General features: G+C 60.2%; 18 protein-coding genes and 1 tRNA gene. 13 read left to right on the top strand and 6 right to left on the bottom strand.

Going from position 1 to position 18927, the window contains the following annotated elements; genetic code table 11:
* Positions 1-159: 159 nt before the first annotated feature.
* The 3 genes from EOW68_RS14775 (at position 160) to EOW68_RS14785 (ending at position 2616) form a co-directional block, all read left to right on the top strand.
* Positions 160-1146 carry a S49 family peptidase gene (locus EOW68_RS14775; protein ID WP_431358954.1) on the top strand — a complete coding sequence of 329 codons (987 nt, stop codon included), beginning with the start codon at positions 160-162 and terminating at the stop codon, positions 1144-1146.
* The gene (locus tag EOW68_RS14780) at positions 1143-2453 is read left to right on the top strand and encodes a plastocyanin/azurin family copper-binding protein (RefSeq protein ID WP_128225939.1); all 1311 of its coding nucleotides are present in this window, start codon (positions 1143-1145) and stop codon (positions 2451-2453) included. The genes EOW68_RS14775 and EOW68_RS14780 overlap by 4 nt, the downstream gene beginning before the upstream one ends.
* Positions 2454-2543: 90 nt before the next feature.
* Positions 2544-2616 (top strand) — tRNA-Asp (locus EOW68_RS14785).
* Between the two features lie 137 nt (positions 2617-2753).
* Here the strand turns inward: EOW68_RS14785 and EOW68_RS14790 are convergent.
* Entirely contained in the window at positions 2754-3149 is a 396-nt protein-coding gene (locus EOW68_RS14790) for an ArsR/SmtB family transcription factor (RefSeq protein ID WP_128225940.1), read from the bottom strand.
* Between the two features lie 147 nt (positions 3150-3296).
* On the opposite strand from EOW68_RS14790, the gene EOW68_RS14795 reads away from it, so the two are divergent.
* The 6 genes from EOW68_RS14795 to EOW68_RS14820 all read left to right on the top strand — a co-directional run bounded on the left by EOW68_RS14795 (position 3297) and on the right by EOW68_RS14820 (position 9717).
* Entirely contained in the window at positions 3297-4067 is a 771-nt protein-coding gene (locus EOW68_RS14795) for a nucleotide exchange factor GrpE (protein ID WP_128225941.1), read from the top strand.
* Between the two features lie 180 nt (positions 4068-4247).
* Positions 4248-6179 carry a molecular chaperone DnaK gene (dnaK, locus tag EOW68_RS14800; RefSeq protein ID WP_128225942.1) on the top strand — a complete coding sequence of 644 codons (1932 nt, stop codon included), beginning with the start codon at positions 4248-4250 and terminating at the stop codon, positions 6177-6179.
* Between the two features lie 119 nt (positions 6180-6298).
* Positions 6299-6736, top strand: coding sequence for a methylglyoxal synthase (locus EOW68_RS14805; protein WP_431358955.1), 438 nt, complete (start codon positions 6299-6301; stop codon positions 6734-6736).
* A gap of 56 nt (positions 6737-6792) precedes the next feature.
* On the top strand, positions 6793-7080 hold the full coding sequence (locus tag EOW68_RS14810; RefSeq protein ID WP_128225943.1) for an amphi-Trp domain-containing protein: 288 nt from the start codon (positions 6793-6795) through the stop codon (positions 7078-7080).
* A 271-nt stretch (positions 7081-7351) separates the two neighbouring features.
* On the top strand, positions 7352-9112 hold the full coding sequence (locus tag EOW68_RS14815; RefSeq protein WP_431358956.1) for an amidase: 1761 nt from the start codon (positions 7352-7354) through the stop codon (positions 9110-9112).
* A gap of 155 nt (positions 9113-9267) precedes the next feature.
* On the top strand, positions 9268-9717 hold the full coding sequence (locus EOW68_RS14820) for a DoxX family protein (protein ID WP_431358957.1): 450 nt from the start codon (positions 9268-9270) through the stop codon (positions 9715-9717).
* 54 nt (positions 9718-9771) lie between these two features.
* Here EOW68_RS14820 and EOW68_RS14825 read toward each other — a convergent pair whose 3' ends face one another.
* Complete coding sequence (locus EOW68_RS14825; protein WP_128225944.1) at positions 9772-11508, bottom strand: Rieske (2Fe-2S) protein; 1737 nt, start codon at positions 11506-11508, stop codon at positions 9772-9774.
* A gap of 107 nt (positions 11509-11615) precedes the next feature.
* On the opposite strand from EOW68_RS14825, the gene EOW68_RS14830 reads away from it, so the two are divergent.
* From EOW68_RS14830 to EOW68_RS14840, 3 genes are all read left to right on the top strand, one after another.
* A complete protein-coding gene (locus EOW68_RS14830; RefSeq protein WP_128225945.1) occupies positions 11616-12050 on the top strand; it encodes a Rieske (2Fe-2S) protein in 435 nt (144 codons plus the stop codon).
* 406 nt (positions 12051-12456) lie between these two features.
* Positions 12457-13608, top strand: a complete 1152-nt coding sequence (dnaJ, locus tag EOW68_RS14835) for a molecular chaperone DnaJ (protein ID WP_128225946.1) — start codon at positions 12457-12459, stop codon at positions 13606-13608.
* A 2-nt stretch (positions 13609-13610) separates the two neighbouring features.
* Entirely contained in the window at positions 13611-14408 is a 798-nt protein-coding gene (locus tag EOW68_RS14840) for an acyl-CoA synthetase family protein (RefSeq protein WP_128225947.1), read from the top strand.
* Here EOW68_RS14840 and EOW68_RS14845 read toward each other — a convergent pair.
* The 4 genes from EOW68_RS14845 to EOW68_RS14860 form a co-directional block, all read right to left on the bottom strand.
* Positions 14374-14571 (bottom strand): DUF7333 family protein, encoded by a 198-nt coding sequence (locus EOW68_RS14845; protein WP_128225948.1) that lies wholly within the window; start codon positions 14569-14571, stop codon positions 14374-14376. The genes EOW68_RS14840 and EOW68_RS14845 overlap by 35 nt on opposite strands.
* 45 nt (positions 14572-14616) lie before the next feature.
* Complete coding sequence (locus EOW68_RS14850) at positions 14617-15357, bottom strand: hypothetical protein (RefSeq protein WP_128225949.1); 741 nt, start codon at positions 15355-15357, stop codon at positions 14617-14619.
* A 125-nt stretch (positions 15358-15482) separates the two neighbouring features.
* Entirely contained in the window at positions 15483-16298 is an 816-nt protein-coding gene (locus EOW68_RS14855; RefSeq protein ID WP_431358958.1) for an aldo/keto reductase, read from the bottom strand.
* Positions 16299-16343: 45 nt separating this feature from the next.
* Complete coding sequence (locus tag EOW68_RS14860) at positions 16344-17723, bottom strand: geranylgeranyl reductase family protein (protein ID WP_128225950.1); 1380 nt, start codon at positions 17721-17723, stop codon at positions 16344-16346.
* 121 nt (positions 17724-17844) lie between these two features.
* Here EOW68_RS14860 and EOW68_RS14865 point away from each other — a divergent pair, with 121 nt between their 5' ends.
* A complete protein-coding gene (locus tag EOW68_RS14865; RefSeq protein WP_128225951.1) occupies positions 17845-18918 on the top strand; it encodes a hypothetical protein in 1074 nt (357 codons plus the stop codon).
* Positions 18919-18927: the final 9 nt, after the last annotated feature.

Here is an 18927-nt window from a genome sequence, read left to right on the forward strand (position 1 = left end):
CGGTATGCAATCCCGAAGCCGTCTTGTATCCGATACTAACGCGTTCATGATATAAAAACCCCGGATTTTTCGATATAGTATATAAATTCAGGGGGAATGTTTCGCAGCGAGATAGTTTCAACAAGAAATATATATATAGTTATTAATTTCTGGGACGTAATGAGTTCTCAAAATACCCCTGGTCCCTCCACAGGGACGACAGACAGCGACCGGACGGTCGTTCTGGGACTCGCTGTCGTTGCTGCCGTGATTGCTGGTGTTTTTGTCGTGGCTGCCCTCTCCGGGGCTGGCATCACAGGCAGCGACTCCGGTGCCGATGGCACTGTTGCAGTCGTCTCGGTCGAGGGGCCGATCGTACAGCCGATCGGCGATCAACTGGAATCGGAACTGAGTGATATCAGGGCGAACGACTCGATCGATGCGGTCGTCCTGGAGATGAACACGCCTGGCGGATCGCCTGCGCCGACAGAGCGCATGTATCTCTCGATCCAGCGGACGAGCGAACAGATGCCGTTGCACGCGAGTGTACAGGGACTGAGTGCCTCTGCTGGCTACTACATGATGATGCCGGCAGAGAAGATTTACGTCCTGCCGACGTCCCAGGTCGGGAGCGTCGGACTGGCTGCGAGTGAGCCACGTCCGACCCCGCCAGTCGAGGGGCCGAGTGGCCCGAACAAGCGCAATTCGAACGTCATCACCGACCTGGCGACCCAAGAGACGGTCGCGAACGTCTTCATCGAGACGGTGGTCGAACAGCGCGGTGACCGGATCGAACTCTCACGTGAAGAGATCTCGACGGCGAAAGTGTTCCTCGGTGTCAACAGCGTCGAAAACGGCTTTGCCGACGAGATCGGCTCGCTCGACGACGCCGTCGCGGACGCAGCCGACGAGGCCGGTCTCGACGACTACCGGACTGTCGAGCGGGAGCTCTCGCCAGCAGGTGGGCTTCCGATTTTCGCACAGACTGACCACGGTCTGGTTGCCATCTACGACGAGAATCCATCTCTCGCTGATGTCAAACCGATCGACATTGCAATGGTGTACGAGCCGGCGGTCCCGCACATCGACGAACTGGATGCCGTGTCTGCATCCGACGTCCCGGACAGCGCTACTAATGGTGCCGAGTCGGGGGGTGATCAGCGATGAATACCACGCAGAAGACAGCGGCAGTTGCATTCCTCGTGACCTTCGTCGCCGTCGTCGCAGTCGGTGGTGTCGTCAGTGCGGTCACCGGCGGTGGTGGCAACACTGCGGAGCTCCCGGAGGTCGAGAACCCCCAGTACGACGCCGACCGTGTCAGTCCCGACGCGACGCCTGGCACGGCGAACATCCAGATGGATAGCTCCGCGAACGGTGAGACGATCGTCGTGAGTGTCGGTGGCGGTGTCAATGAGCGCGATATCGAGCCCGTGGTCAACACGCTGATCGAATCTGGGGCCGAGGTGAACGTCGTCTCCAAGGGAAGTCCCCAGCCTGCCATCGGCTTGATCGGCCCTGGTCCGCAGCCACCGGGCGTACAACCACCTGCTCCCCAGCCGTCGGGCGGCGAGGAGGAGTCGGTACTTAGTGAGGAACTCCCAGATGCGGATGGCTTCCTGAGCGTCGGTGTCAGCAGCTATCAGGACGAGGATCTCGACGCCATCACCGAGTTCATCGAGAGCGATGGCCGTACCCTCGTCGCGGTCAACCCACAGCAGGAGTTCACACCGAGCAGCGGCTACGCCGAACTCTACAGCGAACTCGGTGCGTACACCGAATCGGGATACGTCTACAACCTCGAAGAGAACGACCTGAACTACCAGCGACTCTTCGCCGAACCGGCGGGTAGTTCGATGCTCACCGACGGTGTCGATCGGGTCGTCTTCGATACGGCAACACCCGTCCAGGCTGCGAGCAGTGACGAGCGAATGGAGCCGATCGACGGCAGTGTCCGCTCGACCACGCGCGCGGAGACAGATCTACCCGTCCTCGTGCGTGACGGCGACGTAGCACTCGTCGGCGATACGGGCTTCATGACTCCAGAGAACACCCAGCGTGCCGACAACGACGTCTTCGTCGGCAACGTCGCAGAGTTCCTCGTCGGTGGTGAGCGCACCAGCGGTGGGACAGACGACGGTAGCACCGACCGAACCGAGCAGACCAACGAAACGGCCGAGGATGTCGTCACCGTAGAGGTCGCACCAGGCGGCGAGAACGTCTTCGAACCGCAGGTGACCGAGATCGAACCCGGGACGACCGTGCGCTTCGAGTGGAAATCAGGCGGTCACAATCTCGTTCCGCTCCGGCAACAGCCAGAGGACCATCCGTGGAACGGAGTCGAGGAGGTCCAGGACGAAGGCTTCGTCCACGAGTACACCTTCGAGGAGGAGAGCGCCCACGAGTTCACCTCCGAACCGTATCAGGATGAAGGGATGGTCGGTGTGATCGTCGTCGGCGATCCAGAGCCGCCATAGGTCCGTCGTCGTTCCGTGTGGACACTCCGCGTACCGGACTCTTTTGGAAAGTCTTAATACTGGAACCCGGATACGATGTGATGCGAACAAGCCCGGATGGTGTAGTGGCCCATCATACGACCCTGTCACGGTCGTGACGCGGGTTCAAATCCCGCTCCGGGCGCTTCTTGGAATTCAAATCAGTGAGCGACTGCTCTGCGTGTCGCGAACACGACTGAATTCTCTGTACGCCCAGCGTGTAATCTGATTGTGATCGCCAGCGGCGAGCTGGCCGACTGTGCAACAGGTGAAAAATGAGAATCAATCGTTTGCGAGAGCGAGTACCGGTGTCGACTGGTCCGAACTGTCTTCGGTTTCGATACTCACGGAGAGCCCGTCGGTGTCAAACTGGACATCCACCGACTCGACGACCGCCGCGAACTGCTCGTGGTGGTGGCCGTCGGGATCGAACACCGTCTTCGACTCGACGAGTCCGGCGTCTTCGAGTTCTCCCAGCCGACGATAGGCCGTTGCTTTCGAAACGTCGGCGATATCCATCACTTCACTGCCACTGCGTGGCTGCTGGGTTACTGCCGTCAGTACTCGTCGCGTGTACTCGTCACCGAGCAACTCGAGCAACTCCGGCGTTACGTCGTCGGACTCGTTTCCTGCGGGTGATTCTGACCGTCGAGCGAACTGCGTCGTCTGGCTTGCCATACTAAAGGCAAGTATCCAACCATCCCTGGAATGTGAGGCTAGCTATGATGATGCCACCACTACCAGTATCTAGCTATACAGAAACGACTCTCGGTGTCGGTCGCCGATGTCGCGTTCTTTTTATTCACGAGAGGGCTTGCTACGGATATGAGCGAGCAGGATGCAGACTCTGACGGCGAGACAGCCGCCACCGAGGCGCCCTCGACGGCTGGCGAACAGGGAGACGGCGAGTCACTCGACGAGATCGCCGAAGAGCCAGCGGGGGATATCGACGAGCTTCTCTCCGAAATCACGGAGCAGGAACTCGACGGGATCGAGTCGGAAACCGACGAGGAGGCGGAGTCGTCACTCGTCAGTGTGATCGAGACGACACCTGCGGAGGTCGTCGCAGCTGGATTCGCCTCACTCCACGAGGACGTCGACGAACTCGAAGCCGAACTCGAAGAAGAGCGCGAGCGCGCCGACGACCTCGAATCACGGCTCAAACGCAAGCAGGCCGATTTCCAGAACTACAAGAAACGCCAGAAAGAGCGGATGGAAGAGGAAAAACAGCGGGCGACGGAAGATCTCGTCAGCCGCCTGCTCGACGTCAGGGATAATCTCCAGCGCGCGCTCGAACAGGATGCAGGTACCGATATCCGCGGTGGCGTCGAATCGACCCTCGAACAGTTCAACCAGGAACTCGACAAGGAGAACGTCGCGGTGATCGAACCCGACGTCGGGAGCGAGGTCGATCCGCGACGTCACGAGGTGCTCGCAACGATCGCCTCGGATCAGCCCGAAGACACCGTCGCCGATCTCCACCGACCGGGCTACGAGATGGCCGGGAAAGTACTCCGTCCGGCGCAGGTGGCCGTGAGTGATGGATCGGGACACGACTCCGAAGAAGGTGGTGACGGCCAGAGCGAAGAGGCGTAGGAAACTCAGCGGATCGATGGGGCGCTCGACGGGTGGATCGGTTGATTTGCGGTTGATAATAAAAGTAGGGATCAGTAGCGACGAGGAGCACAAAAGGCCCGGCTTGCGGTGTGTGGCTTCGAATCATGGACGACGGATCTAGCAACTTTTAACCGGCAGAATCGGATATAGCCAAACAACATGACGAGCAACAAGATTCTCGGTATCGACCTGGGGACCACGAACAGTGCGTTCGCAGTGATGGAGGGTGGCGACCCGGAGATCATCGTAAACAGCGAGGGTGACCGGACGACGCCCTCGGTCGTCGCCTTCTCCGATGGCGAGCAGATCGTCGGCAAACCCGCGAAAAACCAGGCCGTCCAGAACCCCGACAACACCGTCGAGTCGATCAAACGGCACATGGGCGAGGAAAATTACAATGTCGAACTCGAAGGTGAGGAGTACACGCCCGAGCAGGTCTCGGCGATGACCCTCCAGAAAATCAAACGCGACGCCGAGGAGTATCTCGGTGAGGAAATCGAGCGCGCGGTCATCACCGTTCCTGCGTACTTCTCCGACCGCCAGCGCCAGGCGACCAAAGACGCCGGTGAGATCGCCGGATTCGAGGTCGAGCGGATCATCAACGAGCCGACTGCGGCCGCGATGGCCTACGGCCTCGACGACGAGTCCGACCAGACGGTCCTCGTCTACGACCTCGGTGGCGGGACCTTCGACGTCTCGATTCTCGAACTCGGCGGCGGTGTCTACGAAGTCGTCGCGACCAACGGTGACAACGATCTCGGTGGTGACGACTGGGACCAGGCGATCATCGACTACCTCGCCGACGACTTCGCCGAGGAACACGGGATCGACCTCCGCGAGGACCGCCAGGCCCTCCAGCGCCTCCACGAGGCCGCCGAGGAGGCGAAGATCGAACTCTCGAACCGCAAGGAGACGACGATCAACCTCCCCTTCATCGCAGCCGACGACGACGGCCCGAAGGATCTCGAAGCCTCCCTGACCCGCGCAAAATTCGAGTCGCTGACCTCCGATCTGGTCGACCGAACTGTCGGTCCGACGGAGCAGGCTCTGGAAGATGCTGGCCTCTCGAAGTCGGATATCGACGAGGTCATCCTCGTGGGTGGTTCCACGCGGATGCCGATGATCCAGGAGAAAGTCGAGGAACTGGTCGGCCAGGATCCGAAGAAGAACGTCAACCCCGACGAGGCAGTCGCACTCGGCGCGGCCATCCAGGCCGGTGTGCTCTCGGGTGACGTCGACGACATCGTGCTCGTCGACGTGACGCCGCTCTCGCTGGGTGTCGAAGTCAAAGGTGGGCTCTTCGAGCGACTCATCGAGAAAAACACCACCATTCCGACGGAGGAGTCGAAGGTGTTCACGACCGCGCAGGCGAACCAGACACAGGTGCAGATCCGCGTCTTCCAGGGTGAACGCGAGATCGCCGAGGAGAACGAACTACTCGGCGCGTTCATGCTTTCGGGCATCCCACCCGCCCCGGCTGGCGTCCCACAGATCGAGGTCACATTCGAGATCGACGAGAACGGGATCGTCAACGTCAGCGCCGAGGATCGCGAGTCCGGAAACAAGGAAGACATCACCATCGAGGGTGGTGTCGGCCTCTCCGACGAGGAGATCGAGGAGATGCAGGAAGAAGCCGAGCAACACGCCGAGGAAGACGAGAAACGTCGCAAACGCATCGAGGCCCGTAACGAGGCCGAATCGGCAGTCCAGCGCGCCGAGACGGTGATGGACGAAAACGAGGATGCGATCGACGACGAACTCCGCGAGACCATCGAGGGCCACATCGAGGACGTCGAAGCAGTCCTCGAAGACGAGGACGCAGACCGGGAGGAGATCGAGGAGGCGACGGAGACGCTGACCGAGGAACTCCAGGAGATCGGCAAGCAGATGTACCAGCAGCAGGCCCAGGCTGGTGCTGGCGGTCCGGGCGCAGGTGCGGCTGGCGGCCCAGGTGCCGGTGCAGCGGGCGGCCCAGGTGCAGCAGGCGGTCCGGGTGCCGGCGCGGCCGGCGCAGGTGCAGAGGGTGAGGAGTACGTCGATGCGGACTTCGAGGATGTCGACGACGACGAGAAAGAAGACGACGAGAAATAAGCGATTGCGAGACTGAACTGTCTCTGATTTCCACTTTTATTTCAGTTATCTAGAGATGTGCAGCGGCTGATTCTCCCACGGACAGGACTTCTAACTCTGTTGACAAAATGACATATTAGATGGATATCCAAACCATAATTATCGTCGACTGGCAGCTATCAGGTATGTCCGCACGGATCGCGTTGATCGCACACGACGACAAGAAGCCGGAGATGATCGATCTGGTTCAGACATACGAGCGGCTTCTTTCGGAGTTCGACATTGTCGGGACCGGGACGACGGGGCAACGAATCATGGACGAGACAGAGCTAGACGTGGATCGAAAGGAGTCGGGGCCACTCGGTGGCGACGCACAGATCGCCGCAGAGGTCGCCGAGAGTCGCATCGACGGCATCATCTTCCTTCGTGATCCGCTCCGTGCACAGCCACACGAACCGGATATTTCTGCGTTACTCCGACTCTGTGACGTCCACGACGTCCCACTCGTGACGAGTCGGTCGGGTGCTGAGTACCTCCTCGAAGGCATCGGCCGCGACGAGGGCCACGAGATTCCCTGATCTGTTTGCCGGGAATCGACGTACGCTTTTATTATTGCTTGCGCCGTAGTGTTCGTATGCCAGAAATTGTTCTCTTCGAGATGGAACGCAACCAGAGCAGAGGAGAAATCGCGGACTACTTCCGGCAGGTCGCAGACAAACTCGACAGCGGTGACAAAATCACACTGCAGTCCGGCAGCGAGTCGGTGACGGTCGATCCACCAGCACAGTCCGAGTTCGAAGTCAAGGTCGGACGCGAGGGGCCGGAGGGTGGCCCATACGAACGTAGCATCGAACTGGAACTGGAGTGGGACGAAGACCAGGACGGCACCGACGGGACCGGCGGCGATCTGACGATCGAATAACTGGACGGTCACAGACCACACGCTCCTTGCCTCGTGGTCAGTTCATAGTATCGAGTTCTTGTATGGCTGCAAGTATTTTCATACCTTTACCAACCGTTTCTATCTGGCTCTGATCATAACGCTATTTTTAGTATTATTAGAAAAAATTTTCAATAAGTGTCAGTTAAATATTAAGATCAAATATCACTTCTAGGACGCTGTATGGGCTAGAGGTGATAGAACTAATTTTTACATAATCCTTAAATATCATCTAATGTCACACGAGCATGTAATGAAATGGATCCAAGATGGTGAATCTGGTGAAGAACTCGAAAATACTGAAGAAGTGTCCATGGAACGTCGAGGGTTTCTGGGGTCTGTCGGACTGCTCGGAGCCGCCAGTCTCGGGTCCGGGCAACCCCTCTTCGGGAGTCAATCGGACAACGCCGCCCAGTCGGCACCGCCATTCGATCCGTTCGAGCCGACAGTAGGGGACGTTCACCGGAAATACCGGACTGGGCAACTGACCGTCCGGGATGTGGTCGAAGGGTATCTCGACCGGATCGAGAGCTACGAGGAGGAGTTAGATGCGATTATCCGGATCAACCCCTCGGCCCTGGAGCGGGCAGACGAACTGGACGAGGCGCTCGAATCTGGTGAGCTAGCAGGCCCACTCCACGGAATTCCACTCATTCTGAAAGACAACAACGACACGGCAGATATCCCGACGACGGCGGGATCGGTTTCGCTGGATCACTCGACGCCGCCGGACGATGCGACGATCGTCTCGAAGATGCGGGACGCGGGGGCGGTTATTCTCGCCAAAGCCAACCTCAGCGAGTTCGCTTTCAGCTATGATAGTATCAGTTCCTTCGGCGGGACGGTGAAAAATCCGTACGACACCGAGAGACACGCGGGTGGTTCGAGTGGTGGAACCGGCGCCACGATTGCGGCGAATCTCGGAATGATGGGGACTGGCACCGACACCGGTGGCTCCGTTCGCGTTCCGTCGGCGGCGTGTTCACTCGTCGGCCTCCGACCTACGACAGGACTCATCAGTCGGGACGGGATCGTTCCGCTGTCGCTGACCGAGGACACCGCCGGCCCGATGGCCCGCACGGTCGCCGATGCCGCGCGGTTTACGGATGTCATGGCTGGATACGATCCGGCTGATCCGGAGACGAGCACGAGCGTCGGACGAACACCGCACGCAGAGGGGAAACGGTACACCGATTATCTCCGATACGACGGGCTGGAATCCCGGCGGATCGGTGTCTACCGAGACTATGTCGGCCCCAGTGATGACGAAGAAGATTCTGCGATCATCGAGGACGCCGAGGCAGTTGCAGACGTTTTCGATCACGCACTCGAAGAGATCGAGGCTGCCGGTGCGACGGTCGTCGATCCGGTCGAAGCACCGTCGTGGGACTTCGTCTACAGTGCAAACGTCGCGTCCGGTGACGAGTTCAACCGGGATATCGACTCCTATCTAGAGGGGCTGGAAGGCGACGCGCCGGAAGATCTCGAAGAGATTGCCGAATCTGGCGAATTTTCACCGGCGATCTGTAGCCTGCGCGAGCGGGAGGAAGTCGACGAGGACGCGGTCGACGAGAATCTTAGCTACCTCCAGACGCTGAGCCGGCGTGACGATCTTCAGGAGTTCGTCCACAGCACCTTCGTCGATAACGACCTCGACGCGGTCGTCTATCCCGCTCTCACCCAGACGCCGCCACACATCGATAGTGATGAGCCCTGGGGCTCTAACGCCCAGCTGTCACCTGCACTCGAGTTCCCGTCGATGACGGTTCCTGCCGGGTTTACTGCCGAGACGGAGATGCCGGTCGGCATCGAGTTCATGACCCGTGAGTACGAAGAAGCCAAACTCTTCGAGATCGCGTACGCCTACGAACAGAACTCACAGGCCCGACAGATGCCTGATGGATACGGCTCCGTCGAATCAGATGTCGAGTGGTCACAGGCGGAAATCGAGCAGTGGAACGAAAGTCAGCACAAAAACGAGTCCGTCGCAGAACTGGGTGGCTGTGAACAGTAGCTGACAGCGATCAAAAATTGGTGCAGTTTTGAATGCATTCCGTGTTCGGAAAACGACCCGTCAGTAGATGCGCTCCGTTCGAGTAACACCGGGGTTATCTGATTGTGCCAATGTCAGATTAAATATAATATAGTTCGGATACTACAGTTGCTTGCATGACGATACTTCCGATCGAAGCGGTCCCAATGGTGTTCGACGAACCACTCACGGGAGAACTGTTCCTGATCGCACGCATTCTCTTCGGTGGCGTGCTGGCATTTACTGGGCTGAATCACTTCCTCGACCTCGATGGAATGGCCGGCTACGCGGAGATGAAAGGCATTCCCGCGCCGCAGCTTGCCGTCGCCTTCACTGGTGGAATGCTGGTCTTCGGTGGTCTCGGCGTTGCTGCGGGTGTCCTGCCAGCCATCGCGGCCGGCGCCCTCGCTGTCTTCCTGCTCGTGACGACGCCGAAGATGCACGACTTCTGGAACGCCCCCGAAGACCAGCAGCAATCCGAGATGACGAACTTCCTGAAAAACACCGCGCTGTTCGGTGTCTCGCTCGCCTTCCTCGCGCTCGCTGCCGTCGACTGGCCCTACTCGGCTGGCGTCGGTTTCTTCTAACCCGACGTATCCCGCTGTTTTTTCGTTACCGTTCCGGCACTCGACAGCAGAGTCTCAGCTCTCCTCGTGCAGACTCTCGCCACGGTGGAGTCGGCGGGCGATATCGAAGGTCTGCTCGCCCTCGCGTCGTGTCGGATAGTGGGCTGCCATGTACCGAGCTGTGGCGACGAGCGCCAGTTCCTGACCAGCGGCTGTCGTCGCGCGGTCGTATCGGCGGACAGCAGCTTCGAGATTCTGGAGTGTGTGGAACTGTGGATCTTCCCGGAGTAGGCCTTCTCCAAGTGTCGCGATCAACGCTTCGGGGTCGCCGTCCGCAGCGAAATGCTCGGCGACGAGTCGGCCAGCGTCGTTGACCCGCCCCTGCTCGTCGAACGTTTCGAGCAAGGCCGTCCGGAGCTGTTCTGGAGTCCGGTCGGTTCCGTCGGGGTCGGGCAGCGGTGCGGCCGGCTGGTTGAGAAACCGGTCGAGATAGACGGCCATCGCGCCGTCGAACGCAGGTCGGTAGGTCTCGATGGCGTCGGTCCGGTGGGCGAGTTCGTGGGCCGCGTTGGCGTAGCTGAACGTGTGATGAACCGTATCCCAGTCCGAGAACTCGTTGCTGGTCGCAAACTGGGCCACTCGCCGGGTCGCCGCGTCCGCGACGGCATCGGTGAGCTGTTCGGCGGTCGCACCCTCCCTGATCGCTGTCCGGAGCGCGTCGATGATCGCTTCGGGGTCGTCATCGAGCAGTCGATCGACGAAGTCGTCTGGGCGGTCCCAGTTTCGATCCTCGCCGGCAGCCACCAGCTCCGAGAGGGCGTCGTGGGCGTCGAAAACGAACTCAGCGACGTCGATGGGTTTGCGCCAGGCCTGTTGCTCTTCGGCACGACGGGCTCCAGTCAGCTGTGGCACTATCGCGCCGAACACCTCCGGCGCGCGGCCCCAGCCGATATGATCGAGTGTCTCGCAGGCCTTGTTGATGAAATCGAGGGTATGGCTTCCATTGAGGTAGAGGTGATCGGTGGCGGCGGCGACCAGAACCTCGACGATCTGTTCTGGTGGGAGCACTGCGGCAGCCGTGCGGATCGTCCGCTCTGCCCCATCTTCGTCGCGGACCTCGCAGTTGTCCCGGAACCACTCTTTGAGTCGCTCCTTGTCCAGACGCTCGTTGTCCAGCGCGTACTGCTCGAACCGTGGTGGTTCGCCGGCACAGTTGGCTGCGACTTCCTGCGTTCCGACGTACATCGCTCTCCGCTTCTCGGGATGGTCGACCCACTCGTAGAGGTTCGCCATCGTCCCGAGCGTTGTCAACCCTCGTCCCCAGCCATCCGCCCGATAGTTGATGCCGAACTCGACGGCCGTTTCGAGTGGTGTCTCGAACCCCTCGCCGAGGTCGTCGAGGTTGATGACCGCTTTCGCCATCACGAGCGAGAGGTTCTCGCTCATCCCGTCGATCAGGCGGTTGCGCCAGTACGTCTCCGGTGGGACGTCGGGCTCTGGATCGGGGTCGAGCCAGACCTCGCCGTCGCAGATCTCTGTCGGATACGTCTGCACGTCGTCGGCGAAGATGTCGAACGTATCGCCACAGGCCAGTTCGAACCGTGCGTGGTGCCAGTGACAGGTCAAAATTCCGTCGTCGACGGTCCCCTCCGAGAGTGGAAAGCCCATGTGTGGGCACCGGTTGTCGACGGCGTACACCTCTCCCTCGTGGTGAAAGAGAACGACTGACTTTCCCCCTGCGGAAACGACCTCCCGACCGTCCGTCCGCAGCGTGTCCAGCTCTGTCACTCGCGTGTAGTTGTCGGCGGACATGGCTACCCAGACGTGTGACTGCTCTGTAAAGATTTCCTGACACCAATTTTTGTAACAAATATGATTTCTTTGACGGATACTAAATTGTTCGCGGTCCAAGCGAGGGTATGACAACTCGGTACCGGCTGACGAGTGTCGAGACCGTTCAACAGGACGGTTCGTGGCTGTTCACCGCACGCAACGGTCGCGGTGAGGATACGGAGGTACTGCTCGTCCCGTGCGAATCGGAGGCGAAGCCACCCGTCGAGGCGTGGGTGAACCGCTGTACGCACGAGAACCAGCGACTGTATCGCGAGGATATCGGTGCGGTCATGCGCGACGGCGGTGTCGTCTGCCCGAAACACGGCTCTATTTTCGACGCCTGTTCGGGCTACTGTGACAACGGCGAGGCAGCCGACTCGACGCTGTTGTCGGTGGATCTCGAAATCGAAGATGGGCAGGTGTATCTGATCGACGAGGATATGACCTATCTCCGCGATGGGCCGGCCGACGACGACGATGACGACGACGGCCCGCAGTCGACCTCGCATCTGCAGTTCTGAGAACTGGTGTTTTTGATTGAGTTGGTCGTGGCGCTGGATGCAAACTGGATTTAGAACACCAAGAAAGCCCCCGCCCGCTTGACCGCCCGGGCCTCGCTGCGCTCCAGTAGGTGCTTGCTTCGTCCGGGACGGATCAAGCGGACGGCCCCTTTCAGTCCCACCCGCGTAGCTTGATTAGACAGCCGATGCGGGTGGGACTGAAAGGGGCGACGCTCTGGACGACGGTGGACCTCGCAAGCACCGGAACGACCGGAGGGAGTGAGGAGCGCAGCGTGGGTCCCCCGAGTTCAGAGCGTCGGGGCTTTCTTGCTGTTCACAAAAACAACCTTGTCACCTGCTCAAAAACACACTTCTAGCTCCAACCCGGTTATCTTTAGTATCTTAATGGCATATACGATTTTAACTGATGACCGAGGATTTCTACGATATACTGGGCGTGTCGCGGGATGCCGACGAGGAGGAGATTCAGAAGGCCTACCGCGAGGCCGTTCGCGAGTATCACCCCGACGTCAGCGACGATCCCGACGCCGAGGAGAAATTCAAGAAGGCGAAGAAAGCGAAGGAGGTGCTGACAGACGAGGAACAGCGCCAGATGTACGACCAGATGGGCCACGAGCAGTTCATCGAGGCCGAGAAACGCGGTGCGACCGAAAACGGCGGACGCGGCCCCGGCGGCCCGGGTGGCGACCCCTTCGGGGGTGGCGGTGGTGGCTTCGGCGGCATGGGCGATATCTTCGACCAGTTCTTCGGCGGTGGCGGTCGATCCCGTAACCGACCGCAGAAAGGCCAGGATCTGAAAACACAGCTCACGATCGATATGGAGACGGCCTACCACGGCACCGAAAAAGAGATCAATATCACCCGCCCGGAAGAGTGCAGCGACTGTAACGGCCGTGGTCACCCACCAGGCACCGACTCCCAGACCTGTCCGGAGTGTAACGGCCGCGGGCAGACGACCCGCGTACAGGAGACTGCCTTCGGGCGGATGCAACAGCGGGCGACCTGTCGGCGCTGTGCGGGCGAGGGGACGATCTACGAGGAATCCTGTCCGACCTGTCGGGGTGACGGTGTCGTACGCGAGGATGCGACACTCGTCGTGGAGATCCCCGCTGGGATCCAGAGCGGGCAAACGCTCCGGATGCGCGGCGAGGGCGCACCGGGAGAACAGGGCGCACGCAACGGTGATCTACTCGTCGAGATCAACGTCGAGGACCACCCGGAGTTCGAACGCGACGGCTCCGACCTGCAGAAACACGAACCGATCTCGTTCCCGCAAGCGGTCTTCGGCGACGAGATCGAAATCGAGACTTTCGACGGCCCCGTCGAGTTCGAGGTTCCGGCTGGCACACAGAGCGGCGAGCGGTTCCGACTCAAGGGTAAAGGGATGCCCCGGCCACAGCGCCGTGGACAGGGCGATCTCTACGTTCAGGTCGAGGTCGTCACACCGGAATCACTCAACGAGGAGCAACGCGAGGCCCTCGAAGCCTTCGCCGAGGCCGGCGGTGAGGATATCGACGTCGATCAGGGCTTTTTCGACAAACTACGGAACAGCTTCTGACCATGGCGACCCTGAAAACGCTCGTCGCCGACTCCCGTGAGTTCGGCGGCCCAGTTATCCAGATCCCGGGCCGGAAAACGCCGTACACCTACAGTGATTTCGCGCCGAACGTCTGGAAATCCGGCAATCTGTTCGGCCATTACGGCGTCCATCCGGGCGCGGAGGTGACTGTCGTCGCTGGCCCGAAAGAACAGGACGGGGGTACCAGTGGTGCAGACGACTCGGTCGGCCGGTTCGATTCGGCCGATCCGATCTTTGCGATCCTCGGGGCGACACTCGTCGGTGCGACAGTGAGACTCCAGCCCGTCGAACCGGTCGACTCGCGGGCGCTCGTCTGCCCGGCAGCCTGGGTCGACCGTTACGAGACAGCACCGAGCTGTTCGATCATCGCGTACGGTGGCCCCCCAGAAGATGCCGCCATCAGCCATTTCGAGACGGAGATGTGGAGCGAGAATCCGACAGAACCGCCCGAGTCCGTCGCGGCCGACGATCCCGCACTCCGCTCTCCCGATGGGACCTACAGTCACGACAATCTGCTCGACGTCGCGACAGCAATCGCCGGGGAGTACGATCTTGGATCAAACGATCGTGTGGTCCTGGACGCCCCGCTGACCGAACCTGGTGCACTCGTCGCCGGCGTTCTCACACCGCTTTCGGTCGGCGCAACCCTGTCGATAGCCGGCGACGACGGGACACGAGCAGGCGATCTGGTTGTGACTTCCGAGACGGAGAATCAGCAGGAAAATACGATGCAGGTTCGGACAGTTACGGAGCGCTTGCGCGATACTCGCCGTGCTTGACGCCAATCAGGAAGACGATCGCCGAGAAGACGAGCATCGACGGGAGCACCATCATCAGCGTCGTCTCTACTGCCATAAATCCAGCGGCGATCAGTCCTCCAGTTCCGGCAGCGACGATCGCGAGTACGATACCGACCGACACCGGCAGGTTCAGGTTTGCCATATCCTCTCGTCAGGACTCTCTGAGTAAAAAACTTCAGAACTCCGATTACTCCCCTTTCGGCCGGATCAGATCGGCGAGTGTCACGAGCGAGCCGAGGACCCAGCCGACCGGGAACGAGATGGCAAACCAGATGATCACGTGGTGACTCTCCTGACGGTCGAACCGGTCGAGCGGCTCGGTCAGTGCGTCGGGGCCGTTCTGGAACATCCATCGCGCCATCTCGTCGCTCCGTGCGATGATGATGTCCTCGAGCGCCGGATGCAACAGCGCCGCGACGATCGGCGGGAGAAACAGCGCTGTCATCGCGAACGGATAGGCGAGCAACACCGTCGTGCCCCGGCCGCCGATGCGCCAGAACGCGTACGACAGCGCCGAGGAGACCACAGCGACACCGCCTGCCGCGGCGATGGCGATGATCTCGACGGTCGTAAACGTATCCGAGAAACCAAACCAGATCAGTGCAACCAGCCCGCCCCAGAGCATGACGAAGACAGCGATCACGCCGATCAGTCCGAGGCGTGCTGCGGTCACGTTCAGTTTTCGCGCCTGGAACCGGACGAAATAACCGGTCAGAAGCAGCGGGTACAGGATCCCGACGATGAGAATTCCGAACGCTGATAACGCACGGTAGGCGAACAGCTTCGCCGTCCCATCCGGTCGGTACTTCCCGAGAACGGTGTCTTCGGCATTCCGCTGGCGTGGATAGAACAGGCCCATCCATGTCTCGTGCAGCAGACGAAGATCGTATCTAATCGCATCAGTGAGCCCTTTATTCCCGACAGCCATGCCCCGTCTTTTGACGTCCCCAAATATATGTTTTCGTACTCGTCGGCAGCTGGTTTTTATTTCTGATACGGCGAGGAGAGACACCGGGGTCAGACGCGACAGTAAGTGTCCATCAGCTGGTGAAACTACTCCCAGCCGGCCGGTGCGAAATCGGGATGGACCTGTCGGGTTCGCCGTTCGATACTGTCGATCAGCTCGATCTCTTCCTCGTCGAGTTCGAGATCGAGACTTCCCCAGTTGTCCCTGATGTGTGCCTCGCTGGTCGCTTTCGGGATCGCTGTCACGCCCTTTTCGCGCAGCCAGGCGAGTGTGACCTGCGCCTCACTCCTGTCTCGCTGCTCGGCGATCTGTCCCAGCGTGGGGTCCGAGAAAATATCCGTCCGGGCCAGCGGCGAGTAGGCGACGAGTTCGATATCGTTCTCGGCGGCGTACTCCCGTAGCTCCCGCTGCTGGAGCAGTGGGTGCAGTTCGACCTGGTTGGCAAACAGCGGCGAGTCGAGGATTTCCCGTGCCTCGTCGATGTGTTCGGGCTCGAAATTCGAGACCCCGATCCGGTCGATGGTACCGTCCTCGTACAGTTCGTCGAACGCCGGCAGCGTCTGTTCAGGGTCGTACTCCCTGGCTGGCCAGTGGACGTAGAGCAGATCCACGTAGTCGGTTTTGAGTTTCTCCAGACTCTCTTCGGTCGAACTGAGTACGCCCTCGCGTGAGAGATTACTGATCCAGACCTTCGTGGCGAGGAAGATATCCTCGCGGTCGACCGAGGATGCCTCGATTCCCTCTCCGACAGCAGCCTCGTTTCCGTACGCCTGTGCCGTGTCGATGTGGCGGTAGCCCATCTCCAGAGCTGTTTTCACACTCTCGCGACACTGATCGTGACTGTCGTTTTGCCACGTTCCGAGTCCTAGCATCGGCATGCCGTCCGCTGTCGGTGCTGACATACTACGGTATCGGGTCGGGAGTCAGATAGGCGTTTGGAAGCGATTCTAATATTTGGGCTCCGCCCCTGTCGTCTCGTAGACTTTCTCCATGACTCCATCGCGTCTGTCCTGCCAGCCCTCGAACTCCGAGGGCGTCGACGGATACTCGTCGTAGACCGATTTGAGCTCCGAGGCGAGGTTGCTCACCTTGTAACCCTCGTGCAGTGTTCCCCAGTGCCCGCGCGTTTCGATCGCCGTGACGATTCCCGTCTTGATTTTCTCGATCCAGCCAAGCGAGGTTTCACCTTTCGTCCCCATCAGATCGATCAACATCTCGCCGGGCAGCGCGGTGACGATATCGGTCAACTCGCCGACTTCGTGGGCCGAACCGAAGATGTTGTACAGATCCATCGCCGCGAACCGTTTCCCGAAGTCCGTCTGGACACGCCGGTTGTACTCCCACAGCGCGGATTCGCCGAGGTTGCCATCTGCGATCGCGTCGGCCGCAACCTGGGCCGCCCAGTGGCCCGCCTTGGCCGCTCCGGGGATCCCGCCGCCGGTGGTCGGGTTGACGTGGCCGGCCGCGTCGCCGACGGACATGAACCCGGGTGCGACAGCGGAGTCGTAGGGTCGCCGCGTCGGCAGTGCCGCACCGAGTTTGTCTTTCACCTCGGCGTTTTCGAACTCGGGCTGGTTTTCCAGATCGCGTTTCAGCACGTCGACCAGCGGCATCGGGGGTTTGTTCATCTGGAAGCCGAGGCCGGCGTTGATCTCGCGATCCGTTCGCGGGAAATACCAGAGATAGCCGAGCTCTTTGGTCGGCTTGAAGACGATAGCGTCGTCGTAGTCCACGGGCTGTTCGGTCTCGATCACCTCACGATAGGCAGAACAGAACTGCGAGTAATCGACGTTCGTATCGTAGTTCGTTCCAGCGAAATCGACCTTGTCCTGGAGAATCGATAGCGCGCCGGCGGCATCGATCACGACATCGGCCTCGTATGCCACCGTGTCGCCCTTGTGTTTGGCCGTGACGCCGGTCACGCGCCCGTTCTGTTCGACGTCCGTGACGACCGTGTTGTAATGAATATCGGCGCCGACGCGGACGGCCTCTTCGAGCAACACCTCACCGTACCGTTTCCGGTCGATCACCGAACCGGAGTCATCGACGAAGGGGATATCGTAGTTGTCACCTTTCGGATTGATGAAGTGTGCACGCTGGATGTTTTCGTTCGTGAACGACTCTTCACGGAGATAATCGCGGTCGATCACGTCGGGGAACGTACTCTTTCCTTTGATCGCATCGCCGCAGGCGATATGGCCTCCCTCGTCCTCGCTTTTCCGTTCGAGGATGGCGACGTCGAGGCCGTCCTGCGCTGCCGTCGCGGCGGCGAAACAGCCGGCTGTTCCGCCCCCGACGACGACGATATCGCGGGTGTCCGTTGTCATTACGGAGGTTTTTGGGCCGTATCTCATAAAAAACCTCACATCTCCACTTCCGGCGGTTTCGCGTCGATTCGGGACCGACAGGATAAAGACTGCAACGGACCACCAGCCAGCAGAGACAACGATGCGCAAACGAGCTGCTGGGCTGATCGCCGACACGGAGCCGCTCCCGACATCGGTCCGGGCCGTCTTCGGCTACTACGCCGACACCGGTGTGTTCGATGCGGGGAGTCTCCGTCTGAAACTCCGGGCCGACGACGCAGTCGAGGAGATGATCCGCGAGGCATTCGGCGAGATCGAGGAGGCAATCGCCGCGGAGTTTGGCTACGGCTACGTCTCTTTCCAGTACGATACGAAACTCGTCATGCCGGCGAAGCTGACGCTTGGCTACCTCTACCGTATACTCGACGAGCCGGCACACTACGAAGCCGAGGAAGTTACCCGACTCGCCGTCGAGGCGCTGATCGATGGCGATATGCGCGATGCGATCAACGACGCGGAGTACGACGATTTCGTCGTCGACTTCGAGACCACAGCCGACGACCGGGCACGCATCGCCGAGCTTGCACAGGAACTGCTCCAGGCCCGCGTCGAGGAGCAGTTCAGCCGGTACTCGGCGGAGGTTCGCGAGGTCTACGACTGGGCTGTCGACATCTCCGAAGCCCACCAGGACGAAGACGAACAGTTCCGAACGCTGATGAGTCGGGCAGAGGATGGCGACGCGGATGCCCTCGACGAGATCGAACGCACCTACAAATACGCCGACTTCGAGGCCCAGCCCGAGGTGTTTACCGAGGACGAACTCGAACTGCCCTACCTCAAAACCCAGTACGACCGTGTCGGTGTCATCTACGATGCGATGATCGAGATGTACCGCGAGACGGGCTTCGAGATTCCCGACGCGTTCAAGCGGTCGATCGTCCTCGCGATCATCGGCGCACAGCTCTGGCTCGACGACCTCGACGACTACGAGTCGGATCTGCGAGACGGGCAGCTGACACCGGTCACCGCCGAGTATCTGCTCGCAGCGTCGGGCACAGAAGCGAAATCGTCGGTCGTCGAGATCAGCGAGTCGTATCTCGACCGCGCCAGTACGGAGGCGACGGTTGCCGATTCGACACTGACCGGGATCGCGACCGAGTACATCTACCGTGACGGCGATCCGGGAAAACTGCCGACCAGACGGCCGAAAACCTAGCTCGTCGCA

It is taken from the genome of Halovenus amylolytica (assembly GCA_004015825.1).
Lineage (GTDB): Archaea > Halobacteriota > Halobacteria > Halobacteriales > Haloarculaceae > Halovenus > Halovenus amylolytica.

Excerpts from the sequence above, each read along its gene's own strand:
- EOW68_RS14825 (WP_128225944.1), bottom strand. The coding sequence starts at position 11,508 with ATGTCCGCCGACAACTACACGCGAGTGACAGAGCTGGACACGCTGCGG.
- EOW68_RS14865 (WP_128225951.1), top strand. The coding sequence starts at position 17,845 with ATGCGCAAACGAGCTGCTGGGCTGATCGCCGACACGGAGCCGCTCCCG.
- EOW68_RS14780 (WP_128225939.1), top strand. The coding sequence starts at position 1,143 with ATGAATACCACGCAGAAGACAGCGGCAGTTGCATTCCTCGTGACCTTC.
- EOW68_RS14795 (WP_128225941.1), top strand. The coding sequence starts at position 3,297 with ATGAGCGAGCAGGATGCAGACTCTGACGGCGAGACAGCCGCCACCGAG.
- EOW68_RS14790 (WP_128225940.1), bottom strand. The coding sequence starts at position 3,149 with ATGGCAAGCCAGACGACGCAGTTCGCTCGACGGTCAGAATCACCCGCA.
- EOW68_RS14860 (WP_128225950.1), bottom strand. The coding sequence starts at position 17,723 with ATGACAACGGACACCCGCGATATCGTCGTCGTCGGGGGCGGAACAGCC.
- EOW68_RS14850 (WP_128225949.1), bottom strand. The coding sequence starts at position 15,357 with ATGGCTGTCGGGAATAAAGGGCTCACTGATGCGATTAGATACGATCTT.
- dnaJ (WP_128225946.1), top strand. The coding sequence starts at position 12,457 with ATGACCGAGGATTTCTACGATATACTGGGCGTGTCGCGGGATGCCGAC.
- EOW68_RS14845 (WP_128225948.1), bottom strand. The coding sequence starts at position 14,571 with ATGGCAAACCTGAACCTGCCGGTGTCGGTCGGTATCGTACTCGCGATC.
- EOW68_RS14855 (WP_431358958.1), bottom strand. The coding sequence starts at position 16,298 with ATGTCAGCACCGACAGCGGACGGCATGCCGATGCTAGGACTCGGAACG.
- EOW68_RS14840 (WP_128225947.1), top strand. The coding sequence starts at position 13,611 with ATGGCGACCCTGAAAACGCTCGTCGCCGACTCCCGTGAGTTCGGCGGC.
- EOW68_RS14820 (WP_431358957.1), top strand. The coding sequence starts at position 9,268 with ATGACGATACTTCCGATCGAAGCGGTCCCAATGGTGTTCGACGAACCA.
- EOW68_RS14815 (WP_431358956.1), top strand. The coding sequence starts at position 7,352 with ATGAAATGGATCCAAGATGGTGAATCTGGTGAAGAACTCGAAAATACT.
- EOW68_RS14830 (WP_128225945.1), top strand. The coding sequence starts at position 11,616 with ATGACAACTCGGTACCGGCTGACGAGTGTCGAGACCGTTCAACAGGAC.
- EOW68_RS14775 (WP_431358954.1), top strand. The coding sequence starts at position 160 with ATGAGTTCTCAAAATACCCCTGGTCCCTCCACAGGGACGACAGACAGC.
- EOW68_RS14805 (WP_431358955.1), top strand. The coding sequence starts at position 6,299 with ATGGATATCCAAACCATAATTATCGTCGACTGGCAGCTATCAGGTATG.
- EOW68_RS14810 (WP_128225943.1), top strand. The coding sequence starts at position 6,793 with ATGCCAGAAATTGTTCTCTTCGAGATGGAACGCAACCAGAGCAGAGGA.
- dnaK (WP_128225942.1), top strand. The coding sequence starts at position 4,248 with ATGACGAGCAACAAGATTCTCGGTATCGACCTGGGGACCACGAACAGT.